The organism is Vibrio sp. NFR (assembly GCF_027587095.1).
Lineage (GTDB): Bacteria > Pseudomonadota > Gammaproteobacteria > Enterobacterales > Vibrionaceae > Vibrio > Vibrio harveyi.
Genome location: NZ_JAPPTN010000005.1, coordinates 318,736 through 338,832, shown reverse-complemented (window position 1 = coordinate 338,832; position 20,097 = coordinate 318,736). Strand labels below are relative to the sequence as shown.

Sequence of the window (20,097 nt, the reverse complement as noted above, 5' to 3'; positions counted from 1 at the left end):
TCGTTACTCCTTAGTCCTGAGATAGCTTAGTGAAACGTAGGTTCAATAGTGCTAGCGCGCCAACCAATAGGAAGATAAGCGTTGCGATTGCACTTGCTAGACCGAAGTCTTGACCACCTGCACCTTCAAACGCGATACGGTACGTGTAGCTTACTAGTAGGTCGGTGTAACCCGCTGGCTCAGAAGTACCAATCATGTTTGGACCACCGCCAGTCAATAGCTGAATCATTACGAAGTTGTTGAAGTTAAACGCAAAGCTCGCAATCAGTAGTGGAGTCAGAGGTTTAATCATCATAGGTAACGTTACTTTCATGAAGTTTTGGACGAAGTTCGCCCCATCGATTGCAGACGCTTCATAAAGGTCATCAGGAATCGCTTTTAGTAGACCCATACATAGAATCATCATGTAAGGGAAACCAAGCCAAGTGTTCACGATCATTACCATGGTTTTCGCTAGGAATGGGTCAGAGAACCAAGATGGGCTAATACCAAAGATAGCGTTCAATACCATGTTGATCTCACCAAAGCTTTGGTTGAAGAGACCTTTAAAGATTAGGATTGAGATAAACGCCGGAACCGCATAAGGCAGAATCAATAGTACTCGGTACACTGCTCGACCTTTAAGCTCCTCCCACTGAACAACACTCGCTAGAACTAAGCCAATAACTAGCGTGAACACAACCGTCAGGATTGAGAATACGACCGTCCAGATGAAGATACTGATGAAAGGCTCTTTGATGCCGTCGTCTTTCCAAACTCGCTCAAAGTTATCTGTGCCAATGTTTACGACAAAACCAGGAGAAACTGTGTTGTCAACAAACTGACCATTCTCATCAACGGGTTGGTAGTAACCCACATCCATGTTTGGACGCAATAGTTCTTGAGTACGGTTGTTGAACAGTGATTCGCCATCATCTTGAAGTGTGTATAGCGGAACCACAGCTGCGAACTTACGTAGACCGCTCATACGAATGTCATCGCCGCTTGGAAGGTGCAAGTCAACGCTGCTTAGTGCACTGCGGTTCTTAACGATAGTTTTGATTGGCTCTTTGTCACCAGTCGCTTCAGTGATAGGCGCTAAATCAAGATCCGTTGCAGAGAAGCCGTCAAGTTGGAAGGTTGGCGTTGCTAATAGCTCGTCGCCTTTCTTCACAACAATTTGATGACCTTGCTCAGTCTTGTACAGAGTGAATGGGAAACTTTCACCACTCTGATAAGTTCTGTCTAACAGTACAGTCTGTGCACGATCGAAAGAAAGCTGGTTTTTCGCGCTGTAGTTAGTAAACGCCAGACCGACGGTATATGCCAAAGGGAACAGGATGAATAGAATCATCCCGGCAATACCAGGGTAGATGTATCGGTGAGCGTAAGTTTTCTTACTACCAAAAATGAATAGCGCTAATGCGGTTAGAATGATCGTAAGTAGCGCAAACGCAATCTCACCGCGAGAATACATTAAGATAGTTGCGTAGCCATTGATAATGCCGACTGTGCCCAATAGTGCCCATTTGGTGAACACTTTTTTGCTGCTTGGTAGGCTGGCTTCTGGTGCTGTCATAGCATCTGTACCTTGAACTGACTGCATAGGGAACCTGCTAGCGAATATAGGATAAATATAGAAAAGTAAGGAGGAGTTGCCCCCTCCTTAAAAAGGGTATTACTGAATTATTTAGTCATTTGTTTTTCTGCATCTGCTAGAGCAGCATCTACAGTTTGACGACCGTCAACAACGTTGATGATAGCGTTCTTAGCTGCACCCCAGAATGCATTCATTTGTGGGATGTTTGGCATGATTTCACCGTTCATCGCGTTGTCCATTGTTGCTGCGATACGAGTATCTGAATCTAGCTCACGTTGGAACGAGTTAAGCGCTACTGCACCTAGAGGCTTGTCGTTGTTAACCATACGTAGACCATCGTTAGTTAGTAGGTAGTTCTCGATGAACTCTACCGCTAGGTCTTTGTTAGGTGATGCGGTGCTGATACCAGCAGTTAGCACACCAACGAATGGCTTAGAAGACTGACCTTGGAATTTAGGCAGTGTTGTTACACCGTAGTTGATGCCAGACTTCTCGATGTTGCCCCAAGACCACGGACCGTTGATAGTCATTGCTGCAGTACCTTGGTTGAACGCAGACTCAGATACTGAGTAGTCCATATCCGCAGAGATTACGCCTTTGTCTACTAGACCTTTAACGAAGTTCATCGCGTCTTTCACGCCTTCCTTCGCGATACCAGCATCTTTAATGTCGTAACCTTCAGATGTGTATTTAAACGCGTAGCCGCCATCAGCTGCCATTAGTGGCCATGTGAAGTACGGTTCTTTTAGGTTCCACATGATCGCAGACTTACCGTCTTTCTTAAGCTTCGCATCTAGCGCTGCTACTTCTTCCCAAGTCTTAGGTGGGTTTGGAACAAGGTCTTTGTTGTAGATTAGAGATAGAGACTCAACTGCTACTGGGTAACCGATAAGTTTGCCGTCGTAACGAACTGCATCCCATGCAAAATCAACGATGCCGTCTTGAATTTCTTTAGATGGTTTGATTTCAGCTAGTAGACCAGATTCTGCGTAGCCACCGAAACGGTCGTGAGCCCAGAATACGATATCAGGACCATCACCTGTCGCTGCAGTTTGAGGGAACTTGTCTTGTAGACCGTCTGGGTGAGCCACTGTTACCTTGATGCCAGTGTCTTCTTCAAACTTCTTACCAACTTCAGCAAGACCGTTATAGCCTTTGTCGCCGTTGATCCAGATAGTCAGTTGTCCTTCTTCGATGGCAGCATTAGCACCAAAAGAACCCAAAGCAACAAGAGTACCTAGTGCTACAGCGCTTAATTTTTTCATGTTCGTATCCTTTTTATATTTTTGATGTAGGGCTAGTCCATTGAGGTTCAGCCGTATTTCGACATATATCATCTGAAATAATCCTATATGTCTCATCCTCCTAATCCCTACGCCCTTGCAATTATGACGTATTTTCGTGATCTGAATCGCCAAGGGTTAGAGACTCAAATCACAAAATGAATACTTCCTGTGATCGGTTTCAACTTTAGGTCACGCAATAATGTGATTTCAGCCCAACTCCCACTCTACTCCTCCTTTTTGACTCCTCCCCGCCTACTCCCCCTACAATTATTTCGATTAGGAGGATGTAGCAGTGAACACAATCTTAGAAACTGCAGTCATCCAAGAGTGGATGGTAAGAACCCTTTCCCAGCAGTACCTACCCTATAGGTGAAAAGATTTGCTGGTTTTTCATTGCCATACGAGTGGAATGTCATTATTGGTGTTGTTTGTGGTAATTATTTCACGGGGGAGACAACACGAATAATGTGGGGGAGAGAAACTCGTATTTGGCTATGATGGGTAGTGCTCCAGTTCAGGACATTTGGAGCGCTACCCTGTTTTTCTTACCAATCCCAATAACTTACCGATTCCTACTGTTACTGCTCGCTAGATAATTCATATAATGATGAGCGGTGAATAATAAAAATTGATCGAGGACGAGCTACATGGCGAGTGTCACGTTAAAAAATGTTTGTAAAGCGTATGGCGACGTACTGATTTCTAAGAACGTAGATCTAGAGATCAACGAAGGTGAATTCGTTGTTTTCGTAGGTCCATCAGGTTGTGGTAAATCTACCCTGCTACGTTGTATTGCCGGTCTTGAAGACATTACTTCAGGTGATTTGTATATTGGTGACCAGCGCATGAATGACGTAGAACCATCCAAACGTGGTGTTGGTATGGTGTTCCAGTCTTATGCTCTTTACCCACACCTAAACCTATATGACAACATGTCATTTGGTCTGAAACTAGCAAAAGCTGACAAAGCTGAAATCGATAAGCGTGTTGAACACGCAGCAGAAATTCTACAGTTGGGTCACCTGCTAGAGCGTCAACCAAAAGCACTTTCTGGTGGTCAACGTCAACGTGTTGCGATCGGTCGTACGCTTGTGTCTCAACCAGATGTATTCCTTCTTGATGAACCATTATCAAACTTGGACGCAGCACTGCGCGTAAACATGCGTGCGCAAATCACGAAGCTACAACGCCAGCTTGGTTGTACCATGATCTACGTTACGCACGATCAGGTTGAAGCGATGACAATGGCTGACAAAATTGTCGTTCTTGATGGTGGTTATGTATCACAAGTTGGTAAGCCATTAGAGCTTTACCACTACCCACAAAACCGTTTTGTTGCTGGTTTCATTGGTTCACCAAAGATGAACTTCATGAGTGTTTTCATTGACGAAGTCGAATCAGAGCGCGTAAAAGTACAACTTTCTAACGGTGTATCATTCTGGATCCCAGTAGATGGTACGACGGTGAACCGCGGTGACCGTATGTCACTAGGTATTCGCCCAGAGCACTTAGTTCAAGCCGTTGACGCTGATGCGACAATTCACGGTGAAGTGATGATCGTAGAGAAACTAGGTAACGAGACTCAAGTTTACCTAAACCTAGAAGGGGCGGACGCAGACGTTATCTACCGTCAACCAGATACACTACCAGTAGAGTCTGGTGACAAACTAGAAATCGGTATCCCTGCACATCGTTGTCACCTATTCCACAGCGATGGTCGCGCATGCCGCCGACTACATAAAGAAAACGGCGTAGATTTCGAGTAAAACTTCTTTCACCTTTGCTTGCTACCAATCCCTCTCATTCGAGAGGGATTTTTTATTTCCGAAACTAACGTATTAATTTTCCGTCCTAAGAATTAATTCGATAGACCATAAGCAAATTAAAACCTTAGTTTCTTTTCAATCCTTTACGATTAGTACTTTTACCCGCCCTACTCAGACAAGTATTAAGTTTTTCCTAAACTGCCAATATTAGCCGAAGGTCTAAATTTCATTCTTATTTCCACTTACCTAAACAGAGCGAATTTTTAAACTAATTTCCGAATTATGGTGATTGATAGATCGGTTTTCTGCGGTCACCGACAAACACATTTTATTTATCACTAAAAAGCGTTAACGACACGGATATTGGGAAACGACACCCAATGGCGGTAGCGTGTCTTAAGGGAAATTAGGTTATGAAACACAAAGGACTCATACGTTCTCATGAGATGGAATTCGCATTTTTATACCGCATCTCTGATCTCGTAGTCATCGTCTCGTTTATGCTGTTTTTGGTTGTCAAAGATGCCAACACGTCACTCTACAAAGATTACGTTATCCTATCTTTCGTAGGCAGCGTTTCTTTCCTCATCATGGCTGAGAGCGGAAAGCTATATCGTTCTTGGCGCACCAGTTCATTTAAAGAACAAATATTTATCCTGTGCATTTCATGGTTAGTGACCTGCACCTTCCTGTTTATGGTTCTGTACTTTTCTCAAGTACATATCTTGTTCGAGCGCTACATTCTTGCATCTTGGTTCTTAATTACACCAGTACTACTTCTTTCTTGGCGCGTTGCGTTTCGTGCGGTCTTGGCATACATGAGAAAGATGGGCTACAACACTAGAACTGCAATTATTATTGGTCAAACGCCACACGGTTTAACACTTGCAAATGAACTAGAAAGCCACACAGAGCATGGTGTCTTATTTGATGGTTTCTACGATGAGCGCTCTAAAGACCGATTGCCAGAATCCGAATACCCAATAAAAGGCAATGTTGGTCTAGCCTTAGAACGAGCTAAACGCGGTGAAGTGGATTACGTTTATATCGCTATGCCAATGCACGCTAACGAGCGTATTGCATCATTCCTGACTCAGTTTTCAGACACCACGGCGAACACTTACCTTATCCCTGATTTCTTTACCTATAACTTACTGCACTCTCGTTGGGATCAAATAGGTCAAGTTCAAACACTCAGCGTTTTCGATACACCTTTCGCTGGTATTTCATCATGGGTAAAACGTCTAGAAGATATTGTTTTATCAAGCATTATCTTGCTTCTTATTTCACCAATCCTACTCGCAATTGCTATCGGCATTAAAGCTACATCTAAAGGTCCGGTTATCTTTAAGCAATTCCGCTACGGATTGGATGGCAGAAAAATTGAAGTTTGGAAGTTCCGTTCAATGACCACGATGGAGCAAGGGAACGACGTAAAACAAGCCACCAAAAACGATCCTCGCATTACACCATTTGGTGGGTTCCTACGTCGCACTTCTCTTGATGAACTGCCCCAGTTTATCAATGTTCTGCAAGGCACGATGTCGATTGTCGGTCCGCGTCCGCATGCGGTTTCACACAATGAGGAATATCGCCAAATCGTCGACCGTTACATGCTAAGACACAAAGTAAAACCAGGCATCACAGGCTGGGCGCAAATCAATGGCTACCGTGGTGAGACCGATACACTCGATAAAATGGAAAAGCGTGTCGAGTTCGATTTGGATTACATCCACCAATGGTCAGTTTGGATGGACATCAAAATCATCTTCCTGACGATATTCAAAGGATTTACAGGTTCAAATGCGTACTAAGTCGATCATGATAAAAAAGACGTACTTGGGGGGTGTTCTGGTACTAAGCTCTGCTGCTTCAATGGCAGAACCGATGGCTTACAGAACCGAATCAGGCATTGAGTTTATTCCTACCGTAGGCGTGTTTTATGAAGGCAATGACAACATTGCGAAAGCTGACCAAGGTGAAAACGTTGAATCAGTAAATATTTGGGGTGTTGAGCCAAGCCTATTAACAAAGATTGAACGCAATCAATACCGTGCAGACTTGCTTTATAAGTTAAGCGCGGGCTTCTCCTCTGATGAACAAAATGATTACGATGATCATGTTATTCAGTTCACTAACTTCTTTGAGTTTAATCATCGTAACCGCTTGGTCTTGGATTACCAATTTCGCGCTCAGCATGAAGAAAAAGGTGAAGAGTTTACTGAGGGGCAAGGAAACAAAATTACCGATCCGTTGGAGTTTCATCGCAATGTTTTCAGATCCAATTACATATTGGGCTCTGACGGTTCAAAAGGACGGTTTGAGTTTGGTATAGGTTACCAAGATAAAACCTATCAGAACTACCGTGATGGACTGCCAGGAAAGCCTGACTCTAAAACCAAATACAACGACTTTCGAGCGCCGAGCGCGCATCTCGAATTTTATTTGCGCGCCACACCCAGGACTTATTGGTTAATCGGAACAAAACAAACCTTAACAGATTATCAAACAGATAATCCAAATGTACCTTCCAAAGATAATCACTCGGGCTTCTATTACACCGGTGCTCAGTGGGAAGTCACGGGGAAAACACAAGGTATCGCGCGATTGGGTTACCAAATAAAGGACTTCGATAGTCATCAAAGAGAAACCTTCGAGGGATTTAGTTGGGATATCGGATTGGAATGGCAACCACAGGAACACACGCTCCTGACCTTAAAGACGACTCAAGCTGCGGTTAGCCCAGATCAGGATGGCGATTACAACTTGCAAACTCGTTATACGCTAGCGCTCAAGCAAGATTGGAACAGCTACTTAACCACACGTTTAGAAGCACTCTATCAGCAAGATGACTATACCGGCGTCACACGTAACGAGGATCGCTACGCCTTGTCCGCAGGTGTGGATTATCAAATTAAGCGCTGGGTACTACTTAAGGCAGATTGGCGCTATCAAGATAAAAACTCCAACTTGCAGGGCTATAGTTTTGACCAAAACGTTTGGTCTATCAGTGCCCGATTCTCTTTATAACAAGGAATATCAATGAACCTTTTAACAACGCTGCTTGGCTTAACGCTGGTTCTATTTAGCGCCTTTGTTTCGGCAAATACCAGTGAGCAAGATTATTTGCTCGATACAGGCGATACTATTTCTGTACAAGTGTATGGCGAAGAAGATCTGACGATAAAAAACATCCTAATTACGTCAGATGGCTACTTCGATTACCCATACCTAGGACGCATCAAGGCGATCAACAAAACACCAAAACAGCTGAAATACGAAATAGAAACCGGGCTAAAAGGTGATTACCTCATTAACCCTAAAGTCATGGTCACAATCAACAGCTTTCGACTTTTCTATGTGAACGGTGAAGTAAGAAAACCAGGTGGGTTTGAATATCAACCAGGGCTCACCATAGAAAAAGCGATCGCTCTAGCCGGTGGTTTGACCGACCGAGCATCAAGAAAAAGTATCAACCTTACCCAACATGCAACAGGTAAAACTGTTGAAAGCGTCAACATGCAGCGCTCGGTAGAGCCTGGCGACATTGTATTTATCGATCAGAGCTTCTTCTAATGACAGGCAATTCAATGAACGGAATTCATTCTACTCATCCTTCTTCCAATCGCATCGAGTTGATTCGTTTTGGGCATCACTACCGAACACTTAAAAAGAATTGGTTAAGCATTTTAGCGTTTACCATCATCTTTTCTCTCACTTGCACTTGGTATATCTATTCGAAAAAGTCGGTATACCAAGCCACTGCTACCCTTCTTATTCAAGAAGAGCAAAAAAGTGCACTCTCAATTGAAGAAGTGTACGGCGTGGACACCACTAAAAAAGAGTACTTTCAAACTCAAATCGCCATTCTTAAATCAAATCACATTGCCGACAAAGTGATTACTCAGCTTAACTTAACCCAGCACCCTGAGTTCACAGGGTCAAGTAGATTTGAGCAGAAAATTGATGAGATTAAGTCCATCCCGCTAGTACAAGATGTGTTACGAGTGTCTCCAAACCCTGAAGAAACTCAACAGCATGCAAAGCCATACTACCAAGCTCTTCAAGCATTCAAAGAGAAGCTAGAGATCGAACCTGTACGTAACACTCAGCTAGTGAAAATTCGCTTTCGCTCTACTGATCCCGAGCTTGCGACCAAGATTGCGAATGCCGTCGGTCAGGCATACATCGATACCAACTTCGAAGCCAAGCTAGTAATTACTCAAAACGCAGCGACTTGGTTGACCAATAACTCACAAAAGCTAGAACAACGCTTGAGAACGTCTGAGCAAGCGCTACAAGACTTCTTATTGCAAGAAGGTCTGATTGATATCAATGGTATTGATGATATCTACGCCAGTGAACTCGAAGAGCTAAGCCGCAAGTTAAATGCCGCGATTAACAACCGTATTGAAGCGCAGACTCTGATCGACCTTTTGAAGCGTAAATCTTCACAAGACTTAGATAGCCTTCTGTCTATCGACGAATTTGCAAACCAAGCGCAGATCCGCGATCTTAAACTTTCTGAAGCTCAAGCTGAGAAAAATGTCTCTGAGCTTTCTCAACGCTATGGACCAAAGCATGACCGTATGGTTCAAGCTAGGGCTCAGCTAGATTCAATTCGCACCCGAACTCAACAGCTGATTCGCGAAATCTCATTCAGCAAACAACAAGACTTACTCGCAGCGAAAGCGCAAGAAGATATGCTTCGCGCGGAATTAGACAGCAAAAAGTCAGATTTCCAAATGTTAGGCTCCCAAAAAGCCAAGTATGAGCAACTGAAGCGAGAGGTCGAATCGAACAAAGATTTGTATGAAGCGTTTTTGAACCGCGAGAAAGAGACCAGTGCCACTAGCGATTACAAAAACGTCACTGCGCGTTTTACTGATCCAGCAATCATTCCGCTTTTCCCGATTGCGCCACAACGTATGAAGCTGGTGTTAATTGCAACCTTCTTTGGTTTTGCTATTGCCTGTGCGCTTGTCATCATTTTAGAAACATTGCGTGAAGTGATTCGTACTTCTTCAGATGTACAAGAAAAGCTGGGTGTCACCTGCCTAGGCACAATACCAAGAGTGAAAAAGCGTAATCTACGCAAAGGTGGGGTGAGCTATACCGCTTATCTCGACAAAGATGAGAAACTGTTCAGCGAAGCCTGCCGTTCGGTCAGAACCTCTCTCCTGCTCAGATTAACAAACTCGAAACAGAGAGTGATCCCTTTCACTTCAGCTATTCCAGAAGAAGGTAAAACATCAACGAGCATCAATATGGCAGTGTCTTTTTCCACCATGGAGAAAGTCTTGATCATCGATTGCGACTTACGCAGACCATCGATCGCCAAACGTTTTAATATCTCGGAGTCGAGCCCTGGACTCACCAATATCCTTACGATGGATACATCGCTAAGTGAGTGTATTGTTCGCAGCGAGGAGGCGAATCTAGATGTATTGCCTGCAGGGATTATTCCACCAAACCCACAAGAGTTGTTGGCATCCGATCGTTTCGACAAATTGATCGAATACCTCAAGGGGAAATATGACCGCATCATTATTGATACGCCTCCACTGCTATCAGTGAGCGATGCACTCATCCTAGGTAAGAAAGCAAACGGATTAATTACGGTAATCCGATCAGAATCGACCAAGGCATCATTGGTTAACGCAGCGCTATCTAAACAAATTCAACACTCAGTTCCTTCGCTTGGCGTTCTGATTACTCAGGCAAAATCAAAGGAAGGAGAAGCGAATTATGTCCAGCAGTACGCCTATTAGCCTTAGCATGCAGTGGTACCAACTGTTAAAGGAGCAGGACAGCCCGGTACTGATTTATCAAATGGGAAAAGTGGGGTCGAGCGCGTTGGAGAAATCGATTCCAAAATCGATTCATCTACACGATCTGATGTCTATCGATGCAGAAAAACAGATATCTCCAGTTCGTGCACAACTGCATAACCCTGCGACTAACTACATCAAGCGCTTATTAAAGCGCTTGATCATGAGTCGCATGCTCAAGCGTAAGAAACAAGTCCGCATCATTTCTTTAGTGCGTGAGCCGATTGGTCGAAACATATCCATGTTCTTCCAATCCCTACCATTCTGGATGGCGGCAAAGTACTTAAACGATGACAGTGCAGTACGCTCTGAACGTTCTCAATTGTTACATGAAGCTTTTGAGGAGCATGTAAACCATCAATATCCATTGGAATGGTTTGATAATGAAATCAAGCCACTCACTGGCATCGACGTGTTTACACACCCTTTTGATCATGAGCTTGGATATCAAGTTTACCAAAAGGACAACTTCTCTCTTATGGTTGTTCGTGTCGATAAACTCGATCAGTCACAAAAAGCAATTAGCACCTTTTTACAACAAGAAGTAAAGGTGCAGCATGACAACCAAGCCGATAACAAGTGGTACTCCCCTCTTCTTGTTGAATTTAAACGTACTTTTCATCCCAAAGTAGCGCTCATTGAAGAAATGCTCACTTCTAAATTCACTAAGCATTTCTTTTCTGCATCTGAGATCGAAAAGTTCAAAAAAGATTACTTATCTGCCTAATTATGAAAACAAAAATACTTCATATCATCAATGACTTATCCAAAAATGGAGGCGCGCAAAAATTCCTTGTGGATCTTGTGATGGAACACGCACCTCAATACGATATAAAGATTCTTGTATTGTGCGATGACAACGACTATCTGGACTTGTTATCTGCTCAAGGCATCAAATGTTTTAACTGGAAAACGCTTTCACTAAAAGAAAAGTGGTCACTGTTGCGTTGGCCTGATTTAGTTCATGGTCACCTATATCCTTCCATCTATCTCGCGCTATTAGCTGTGGGGAAAAAACGAATTCAAACCGAGCATTGTTCTTATAACCGCCGCCGTGACTACCCCCTATTCAAATTCATGGAACACCTGCTTTACAGAGGTCATAACCTTACTGTTAGCATCAGTGAAAAAGTGCAAGAAGAGCTCGTGAAATTCATGCCTCACTACCAACACAAATATCGTGTTGTACACAATGGCGTTGATCTCGAACGTTTTCCAATGGTCGCAAAGTCCGCCAGTTCAGTGCTACAAAAGCCAGTTATTAATATCGGTATGGTCGGAAGACTGCATGAGCATAAAGACCATGAAACCTTGATTCGTGCGACTGCCCTAATGCCGACCAATTATGAGCTTCACTTAGCGGGAGATGGCAGTAAACGCACCGAACTACAGTCTCTTAGTCATCAACTCAATATTGCCGAAAGGGTTCATTTTCACGGCATCATCTCTGATATTCCGTCATTCCTGAGCGACATCGACGTATACGTCCAGTCTTCTAAAGTGGAAGGCTTCGGTTTAGCTGCGGTTGAGGCGATGGCAGCAGGTTTGCCAGTATTGTCTTCTGACGTACCTGGATTAGATGAAGTCATGGGCAGCAGCGAATACCTGTTTGATCTGGGAGATTCAAAGCAACTTGCCCACAAATTAACTCAACTTTGCACCACCCAAGAAATGTACAACAGAGCAAGCGAGTACTCAGTTAATCGCGCCAAGTTATACACCATCGACAAATTCCGAGACGGTTACTATGGACTTTACCAGCAACTCTGCACCAGTAAGTAGTCGCATCTCATTACTGGCAGCAATTACGCTCTCCCTCTTTTTCGCACCATTTAAAGTGGGAGCAGGTAGCCTCGTACTCGCGCCTTCCGATATTGCAAGCTTGCTCTCGATCGGTTTGGTGGCTCTTATCATACTGGAAGGTAAGACCCATGCATTGCTACATCCTCGCATGGGCTTCTTATTACTGTTTACCAGCTATGTTTTTGTCAATGGACTTCTTAATCGTGTCCCATTTATGCCTTTGGTCACGGAGACAGTTCAATGGGTAGCCATATTAAGTTTGCTGTGTTTACTTTACGCCTACGGTGTCTTTAACGACGAGCGAATCATGGTCTATTTTACATACAGCTTACTGGTAATTTGCTCTCTTGTTGCGCTGTGGCACTTCTCACAAGGCTATCAGAGTGGATTCAAGCTATTGGGCGTGAGTAAGTACGCCTTCGGTGTTCTCTGCTCCCTACTCTACCTTTACAGAGACAAAATCCGCGCTTTTCCCCTATTAATGCTATTTGCATTCGTACTACTGGTTCTTTCTCAAGAGAGAAAAGCGTTGCTCGGTTTTTGCTTGTTGGTTTTTATGGATCAACTGGTGATCAAGCGATTAGTACGACAAACCATCAGTGAGACCTACACTTGGACTGTTCTGATTGGGGTAAGTTTAGTCATCTTCTTCGTCGTATCAACAACGCTTTACGTGGGTTTTGACCAGCTTGCAGACAAGCTCGAAATTACTCAGGAAGACATCCTATTTGCCAACCAAAGTGAAGCGCGTTGGGTCTCCAATTTACACCGTAAATTGCTCTTGGCAAACGGGTTAGACATCTTGCTTCAATATCCAATTTTAGGTGTCGGAGCAAAGATGTTACCTCACTACATGATCAACTACTTTAACTACGATGAGTTAGCGATTTACACCCACAACTTTGTTCTAGATACCTCTATCGAATACGGGCTATTAGGCATTTTGTTGTTATTTGGTGGTTATGTGCACTTTATGAAGGGCTGTTTCAACTCATTGGAAGAGAATAGAAAGAGCTTCCTACTCGCAATCTACGCTCTAATCATGGTGTTTTTTGTCGCCGTGAATACCACCATCATTTTAATACTTTTACTACCCGTCATGATCAGTAAAGCAAGGCATTATAACCTCCAGCAAGAGACAACCGTTTCGGCAGAGTTCCACTCTCAACCTGCTCATGATTCAAAACCCAATTAACTGATTTCGCCACCAACCAACAAATAGAAATGGCGAAGAGCAAACAATTTAAAGCTATCAAGGATAGGATAAATGAAATATTCAATCTCTCGACAATTTGAGAAAAACCGAGAACTTCAAGCAGACAATTTCGTGCTGGTTTACCAAATGGGTAAAGTCGGTTCGTCGTCTATTGAGCATACTTTGGGTGAGCGTAAAATTCCGAGCTACCACATCCACACGTTTGATGATCACGAAGAGTTCCAGATGTACCACAATAAAAAAGATGTGAGTAAATTCTTCGACTTTAAAAAACGCACCATGTATCGCCTTGTTCTCAACAAAAGAAAACGCATCTTACAAAAGCGCGACAACATCAAGATTGTGACTCTGGTACGTGACCCAATTGCAACGGTTTTCTCCCGCTTTTTCCAAGACCTGCATATTCAATTCATCGAAGGCAAGAAAAACGACGCTATCCATCGCGATATGGATGTGACTTACAAACATTTAGAGCATTGCTTCGATAACTACCTTAACCTTAATTATTTTGCTAACTGGTTCGATAACGAGCTTAAACGTAACTTCAACATCGATGTACTTCGCCAAGAGATTGATAACACTCAACCTTTTTATACATTCAGTAATGAAAAGGCGAGTGTAATTCTAATTAAATGCGAACAGCTGAGCTCCCTTGATAAAGAGATCGGTGAGTTTCTTCAGCTTGATGATTTTATTCTTAAAAACAGCAACGAAGCAAAGAACAAGTGGTATTCCAATATCCATCAGTACTTTAAAGAGCGTTACGACTTCTCCAAGCTTTTCTACATGTACGATCTTCCTCTTTATCGTCACCTTTACTCAGAGCAAGAGCGTGAAGCATTTAAGAACAAGTGGAAGCAAACTCCAGGGACCAAAGCATAATGAAGAAAGTACTGCACATAACCGAAGCTTTTGGCGGTGGGGTTCAAACAGCACTCTACAGCTACGTTCACTCTTCGCGTAGCGAAGCATTCGAGCATTCATTGCTTGCTCGTGCTCGCTCAAATGATATGACTAATGAATCAAGCAACCATGTCTTTAGCCACACAAAATGGGTAGAGGGCAACTTATTGCAATTCATGAAGGACGCAAACGCATTCATTGCGGAGATCAAGCCAGATTTTGTTCACTTGCACTCAAGTAAAGCGGGCTTCCTCGGTCGATTCTTAAAGCTCGGTCATGCTCGCCTTATCTACACGCCCCACTGTTATGCATTTGAACGTGAAGATATTTCCAATTTTGCCAAACAGATTTACAAGACGTTAGAAAAAATCGCGCTCAAAAAAATCGATGTTGTTGCTGGGTGCAGTCAACGCGAATGCGATTTAGCCATCAGCATAGGCGCTAAGCGCGCTGAGTTACTCAATAACTACGTAACCTATGGTAGCGAAGAGCGCAGTCCAAATACTAACAACACTCAACTGAAATTGGTCATTCTAGGACGAGTCGCTCCACAAAAAGATCCTCAGTTCTTGCTTGATACACTCGGTCAAATCAAAAAGGCTGAGTTAGCACATGATATTGATATCACTTGGATTGGTGGCGGCGAGAGAGAGCTTGAAGATCAGTTACGTGCACAAGGTATTAAAGTCACGGGCATGATTCCACGAGATGAAGTCGTTAGCCTACTCAAAACTTCGGATTTGTACTTACATACTGCAGCTTGGGAAGGTATGCCGCTGACCATTCTTGAAGCGGCGAAGCTGCATTTACCTATGGTCATTCGCTCTATCGGTGCCACCAAAGATCTTAACTACCCTTTCTTGGCACAAGGTCCACAAGAGATGGCAAAACAAATCACCCATTGCATTAATCACTACCACGATATTGACTTCAATCAGTACTCAAAGGAGCTCAATGAAACATTTAGTGAAGAAAAACAACGAATCGCGCTAATCAGCATTTACAGCTAGAGGATCAAATGCTTCAACAACTACAACAAAAGCGCGCAGCCACTCAGAACAAGGAAAAAAGTCTGTTTTCCCTCGGCTTTCAAACCGCAGTTACCCGTGTTCTGAGTGCTGGTTTTGCGTTTCTTTTAACGCTCATCGTTTCCCGAGTCACAGATGCATCGACATCAGGGCAGTTTTTCTTTTTGTTTAATCTCGCTTACTTCACTGCCATTATTTCTCAGTTAGGATTTGATGTTTCGCTTGTTAAGTACAACGCTATTGGTTTCTCGAATAACAATAGTGAGGAACAGAGCAACAACTACCGTATCGCGCTAGCACGAAGTCTGTTGTTTAGTGTAGCAGCGTGTACTTTTATCTACTTGGCATTCAACTTTTTCCCTAAACACGTAAACACAACTGGCGTTTCCGACGCTGCACTGGCACTTGCTTTGTTGTCGATCCCATTACTCGTTATTGGGCAGACAAATAGCCGAGTATTGCAAGCCTCTAGACGAGTTGTCCCCTCGCTATTTGCGTTACAACTCGGCGTGAGCTTCTTTATGGTTGCGCTGGTATTAGTGGCTCAGAGAGCTTACTCAATTGATGCAGATCTCCTTATGATTTTACTCGTCATAGCAACAGGGGCTGTCGCTCTCCAATCGAGCATCAAATGGCTTAAGTCTGATCAATATAGTCATGGGAAAACGGAGAAAAATACCGAGCTAACCTATTCAGCAAAACAAGTTTGGTTTGGCAGCATCTTTTCCAATTTGGTTCAGTGGGGCAGCTTGGTCATTGCGGGTTTCTTTCTCGCAACTTCCGATCTTGGCTTACTCGCTGCAGCACAACGCACCTCATTACTCATTGGCTTTGTGTTAGTCACAATTAACTTCGTCGTCGCTCCGATGTTTGCTTCACTCTATAAGGAAGGAAAACTAGATCGACTGCAAAGCCTTAGTCGTTTGGCATGCCGTGCAAATATTGGAGCAGCAATGATTCCCGTGGTTGTGTGCGTCGCCTTTCCTGAGTTTGTTATGCAACTGTTTGGCAAAGAGTTTACTGCAGCTGCGCCCTTACTCGTTGCATTGTCGCTAGGGCAACTAGTGAATGTAGCAACAGGTTCAGTTGGGTTTTTATTGCTTATGAGTGGACATGAAAAGACCATGAAATACATCACTATCGTATCTGGTGTCATCTCCATTACATTACTGGTCACGCTCTCTCAATGGTACGGCGTATTAGGCGCAGCTTGGGCAATGGCGATAGGTTTAGCAATCCAAAACTTAGCCGCACTCTACTTCGTGAAACGTTATCTTGGCTTTTTTCCTGTGGGGTAAATATGACAAATACGATTGCACGAATTAGCTTTATCGGAGTGTTACTACTGACGATTTCTCTATCGCTTTGGAAGAGTTCTGATATCAGTCATGCCACGTACCAAAATCTAGAGAATTATGTCGGCGGCTCAAGTACGTTACATTTTACCTTTAGCCTTTTGATTGGTTTTCTAGCCGTGTTTAACTTCCCTAAATGGGTGACAGCAACAAACGCGGACATGTTTGGTATTCGGTTACTGATCGTCCTATTGTTTATCGTCTCTTTAGAGGAGTTCAGCCAATTGTTTATCGCAACTCGCTCCTTCAGTTTTGATGACTTAAGCACTAATTGGATCGGTATTATATTAGGTTACTTCTGTGCCAAACTTATAAAACTCATTGTTAAATAATAATATTTTCGGCGCACTCAACACTCTAAAGCGACAAACTACACACCTCGAAATAGCGACTCTACATAGGCGTCTTTGGTGAGCACTTTTTTGGATATTTTTCTTAAATGGCGAGATATACTCTCGCCCTATTACATTAATATGAGCATCGGTTATGTCTTCGCATCCAACTAAAATCACCTTCTTTGAATTCCTAACACCACTTATCACTGCAGGTAAAAAGACAATCACGATTCGTGATGAATCAGAAAGCCACTACGTGCCCAATACCGAAGTGGAAGTGTTTACTTTAGAAACAGATCGCAAGGTATGCGACATTAAAATCCTGTCAGTAGCACCACTGAAGTTTGATGACATCAATGAGTTCCACGCAGAGCAAGAAGCGATTGAACTGCCAAAACTGAAAGAACTTATCCGTGAGATCTACCCAAATATCGATGAGCTGTATGTGATTGAATACGAACTGATCAAGTAAGATTTACAAATTACTAGACGACTGGTCTAATCGATTTTATAGTATTAGTCATGAATGCAAAAACGAACGATACACGCCAACACATTCTTGATGTCGGCTACCAGTTGGTAGTGACCAAAGGTTTTACCAGTGTTGGACTCTCAGAACTATTAAAGGTAGCGGATGTGCCGAAAGGCTCTTTCTACCACTACTTCAAGTCGAAAGAGCAATTTGGTGAGGCATTGATTGAAGATTACTTCTCTCGCTACCTTAAAATGATCACAGCCCACTTTACTGAAAGTGAAGGCTCTGGTTCCGAGCGCCTGTTGAGCTACTTCGAGCGCTGGATGGCGATTGAAAATGGTCAATGTAATGCCAACAAATGCTTGGTGGTGAAGTTGAGCGCGGAAGTTTCTGATCTTTCAGAAGCAATGCGTGTAAGACTGGCTTCGGGTGCCACTCAAGTGGTGAAAGCCATCGAAGATTGTGTCCAAGCGGGCATTGAAGACGGCTCTATCCAAGTTGAATCAGCAGAACAAACCGCCCACTTGATTTATCATCAATGGATTGGTGCAAGCTTACTCAACAAACTGTATCAGGATCGTTCCGGCTTAATACGCAGCTTTGAGAGCACTCAAAGTATGCTAAAAGGCAAATAACGAACCACACTTAATCCGCCTTATCTTTACCCAAAAAGTACGGCGGATTTTTTAGGAATAAAAACTAGACGACTGGTCTAATAATTAATGTAGGAACTTACCATGACCCAAACGCTTAACCGTCAAATCGTATTGGCTAACCGTCCAAAAGGTTCGCCAGTCCCAGAGAACTTCCGTTTAGAACAAACTGCTATCCCTACTCCAAGTGAAGGTGAAGTGCTTCTGCGCAGCGTATACCTATCTCTCGACCCATATATGCGCGGTCGAATGAATGAAGGCAAATCCTACGCAGATCCCGTTGAACTAAACGACGTGATGGTTGGCGGGACCGTTTGTCAGGTCGTGGAATCGAAGAACTCTGACTTCCAAGCAGGCGAATGGGTGGTAGCTTACACAGGCTGGCAAGATTACGCGCTATCTAACGGCGAAGGTCTATTTAAATTAGGCAGTGAGCCGACGCATCCTTCTTATGCCCTTGGTGTGCTTGGTATGCCTGGCTTTACCGCTTACGTGGGGTTATTGGAAATTGGTCAGCCTAAAGCTGGTGATACTCTAGTTGTCGCTGCTGCAACCGGTGCGGTCGGTTCTATGGTTGGTCAAATCGGTAAGCTAAAAGGTTGTCGTGTAATCGGTATCGCAGGCGGCGCAGAGAAGTGTCAGTACGCAAAAGAGACCCTAGGCTTTGATGATTGTCTTGATCACACCGCAGATGACTTTGCAGATCAACTAGCAGCAACATGCGACAAAGGTATCGATGTCTACTTTGAAAACGTAGGCGGTAAAGTCTTTGATGCCGTGTTACCTCTGTTAAATGTCGGCGCTCGCGTGCCACTTTGTGGTTTGATTTCTCAATACAACGCGACAGCGTTACCAGAAGGTCCCGATCGTATGTCGATGTTGATGGGCAACATCCTGGTCAAACGCATCAAGATGCAAGGTTTCATCATTTTTGATCACTATGAGCAAAGCTACACAAATTTCGTGAAAGATGTAAGCCAATGGCTAGCGGAAGGCAAAATCCACTACCGTGAGCATTTAGTGGAAGGTTTAGAAAATGCACCAGAAGCATTCATCGGTCTGCTGGAAGGCAAAAACTTCGGCAAACTTGTTATTAAAACTAATCAACCTGTATAAGAAAAGGATTCTTCTATGATTAAACTGCATCACTTAAACCAGTCTCGTTCAAAACGCATCATTTGGTTACTAGAAGAGCTGGGCGTAGATTATGAAGTCATACCTTACCTTCGTGACGGCGTCACCTTTCTTGCTCCACCTGAGCTCAAGAGCATTCACCCACTCGGCAAGTCACCCGTATTGGAAGATGGCGACGAGATCGTTACAGAGTCTGGTGCCATCACTGAATACTTAATTGAGAAGTACGCGGACGGGCGTTTTGCACCAGAACGTGGCAGCAAAGCTTACACGCAATACATTCAATGGATGCACTTTGCAGAGAGCTCAGCCATGGTTCCATTGCTTCTCAAAATGTTTGTCGCTAAAGATGGCGTGCAAACGAATTTCCTAGCTGACTATGCAGATGCGGAAACCATGAAAGTCATGGGTTACGTTGATCAAAGCCTTAAAGGAAAAACCTACTTTATTGAAGAGCGGCTAACAGGCGCGGATTTCATGATGTCGTTTATTGTCGACATCCTAAACAAGTTTGGCGTCATTGAGCGCTTCCCAAACATCCAACGTTATGGCGCACAGTTAGCGACTCATCCTGCGTTTACTAAAGCAGAAGAACTTGAAGTGAAGTTCGGTTAATCGAGTTGAGACCTTCTCAAACCGTTGAGACTTTCTGTCTATTTCGGGAATCTTTGAAATAGACAGAAATCATTCACACTAAACATTCCTGAATACCATTTATAATCCATACGACAAA

Annotated in this window: 18 protein-coding genes; 16 read left to right on the top strand and 2 right to left on the bottom strand. The window is 43.5% G+C overall.

Annotated features, from left to right (window positions below; all coding sequences use genetic code 11):
- Positions 1-10: 10 nt before the first annotated feature.
- A complete protein-coding gene (gene malF, locus OH463_RS12300) occupies positions 11-1,585 on the bottom strand; it encodes a maltose ABC transporter permease MalF (RefSeq protein WP_269991352.1) in 1,575 nt (524 codons plus the stop codon).
- Positions 1,586-1,665: 80 nt separating this feature from the next.
- The gene (gene malE, locus OH463_RS12295) at positions 1,666-2,844 is read right to left on the bottom strand and encodes a maltose/maltodextrin ABC transporter substrate-binding protein MalE (protein WP_005453405.1); all 1,179 of its coding nucleotides are present in this window, start codon (positions 2,842-2,844) and stop codon (positions 1,666-1,668) included.
- A 668-nt stretch (positions 2,845-3,512) separates the two neighbouring features.
- On the opposite strand from malE, the gene malK reads away from it, so the two are divergent.
- The 16 genes from malK (at position 3,513) to OH463_RS12215 (ending at position 19,979) form a co-directional block, all read left to right on the top strand.
- Positions 3,513-4,631, top strand: a complete 1,119-nt coding sequence (gene malK / locus OH463_RS12290) for a maltose/maltodextrin ABC transporter ATP-binding protein MalK (RefSeq protein WP_005453403.1) — start codon at positions 3,513-3,515, stop codon at positions 4,629-4,631.
- Between the two features lie 413 nt (positions 4,632-5,044).
- Positions 5,045-6,445, top strand: coding sequence for an undecaprenyl-phosphate glucose phosphotransferase (locus OH463_RS12285; protein ID WP_069688099.1), 1,401 nt, complete (start codon positions 5,045-5,047; stop codon positions 6,443-6,445).
- Complete coding sequence (locus OH463_RS12280) at positions 6,435-7,661, top strand: outer membrane beta-barrel protein (protein ID WP_422455960.1); 1,227 nt, start codon at positions 6,435-6,437, stop codon at positions 7,659-7,661. The genes OH463_RS12285 and OH463_RS12280 overlap by 11 nt, the downstream gene beginning before the upstream one ends.
- 12 nt (positions 7,662-7,673) lie before the next feature.
- Entirely contained in the window at positions 7,674-8,207 is a 534-nt protein-coding gene (locus OH463_RS12275; RefSeq protein ID WP_005453398.1) for a polysaccharide biosynthesis/export family protein, read from the top strand.
- Positions 8,207-10,402, top strand: a complete 2,196-nt coding sequence (locus OH463_RS12270) for a GumC family protein (protein WP_069688097.1) — start codon at positions 8,207-8,209, stop codon at positions 10,400-10,402. Before OH463_RS12275 ends, OH463_RS12270 begins: the two co-directional genes overlap by 1 nt.
- Positions 10,380-11,189: a putative capsular polysaccharide synthesis family protein gene (locus OH463_RS12265; protein WP_017188677.1), complete on the top strand. Its 810-nt coding sequence runs from the start codon at positions 10,380-10,382 to the stop codon at positions 11,187-11,189. The genes OH463_RS12270 and OH463_RS12265 overlap by 23 nt, the downstream gene beginning before the upstream one ends.
- Positions 11,190-11,191: 2 nt before the next feature.
- Positions 11,192-12,244, top strand: coding sequence for a glycosyltransferase (locus tag OH463_RS12260; RefSeq protein WP_069688096.1), 1,053 nt, complete (start codon positions 11,192-11,194; stop codon positions 12,242-12,244).
- Positions 12,210-13,460 (top strand): O-antigen ligase family protein, encoded by a 1,251-nt coding sequence (locus tag OH463_RS12255; protein ID WP_045489950.1) that lies wholly within the window; start codon positions 12,210-12,212, stop codon positions 13,458-13,460. The genes OH463_RS12260 and OH463_RS12255 overlap by 35 nt, the downstream gene beginning before the upstream one ends.
- Before the next feature lie 72 nt (positions 13,461-13,532).
- Positions 13,533-14,363, top strand: a complete 831-nt coding sequence (locus OH463_RS12250) for a putative capsular polysaccharide synthesis family protein (RefSeq protein ID WP_069688095.1) — start codon at positions 13,533-13,535, stop codon at positions 14,361-14,363.
- On the top strand, positions 14,363-15,394 hold the full coding sequence (locus tag OH463_RS12245; RefSeq protein WP_017819348.1) for a glycosyltransferase: 1,032 nt from the start codon (positions 14,363-14,365) through the stop codon (positions 15,392-15,394). The genes OH463_RS12250 and OH463_RS12245 overlap by 1 nt, the downstream gene beginning before the upstream one ends.
- An 8-nt stretch (positions 15,395-15,402) precedes the next feature.
- Entirely contained in the window at positions 15,403-16,710 is a 1,308-nt protein-coding gene (locus OH463_RS12240) for an oligosaccharide flippase family protein (protein ID WP_017188673.1), read from the top strand.
- Positions 16,711-16,712: 2 nt separating this feature from the next.
- The gene (locus OH463_RS12235; RefSeq protein ID WP_009697151.1) at positions 16,713-17,099 is read left to right on the top strand and encodes a VanZ family protein; all 387 of its coding nucleotides are present in this window, start codon (positions 16,713-16,715) and stop codon (positions 17,097-17,099) included.
- Between the two features lie 154 nt (positions 17,100-17,253).
- Positions 17,254-17,574, top strand: a complete 321-nt coding sequence (gene yqfB / locus OH463_RS12230; protein WP_005432046.1) for a N(4)-acetylcytidine aminohydrolase — start codon at positions 17,254-17,256, stop codon at positions 17,572-17,574.
- 50 nt (positions 17,575-17,624) lie between these two features.
- Complete coding sequence (locus OH463_RS12225) at positions 17,625-18,212, top strand: TetR/AcrR family transcriptional regulator (RefSeq protein ID WP_009697152.1); 588 nt, start codon at positions 17,625-17,627, stop codon at positions 18,210-18,212.
- 102 nt (positions 18,213-18,314) lie between these two features.
- Positions 18,315-19,346 (top strand): NADP-dependent oxidoreductase, encoded by a 1,032-nt coding sequence (locus OH463_RS12220; RefSeq protein WP_069688094.1) that lies wholly within the window; start codon positions 18,315-18,317, stop codon positions 19,344-19,346.
- A gap of 15 nt (positions 19,347-19,361) precedes the next feature.
- Positions 19,362-19,979, top strand: a complete 618-nt coding sequence (locus OH463_RS12215; protein WP_069688093.1) for a glutathione S-transferase family protein — start codon at positions 19,362-19,364, stop codon at positions 19,977-19,979.
- The last annotated feature ends 118 nt before the right edge of the window (positions 19,980-20,097 follow it).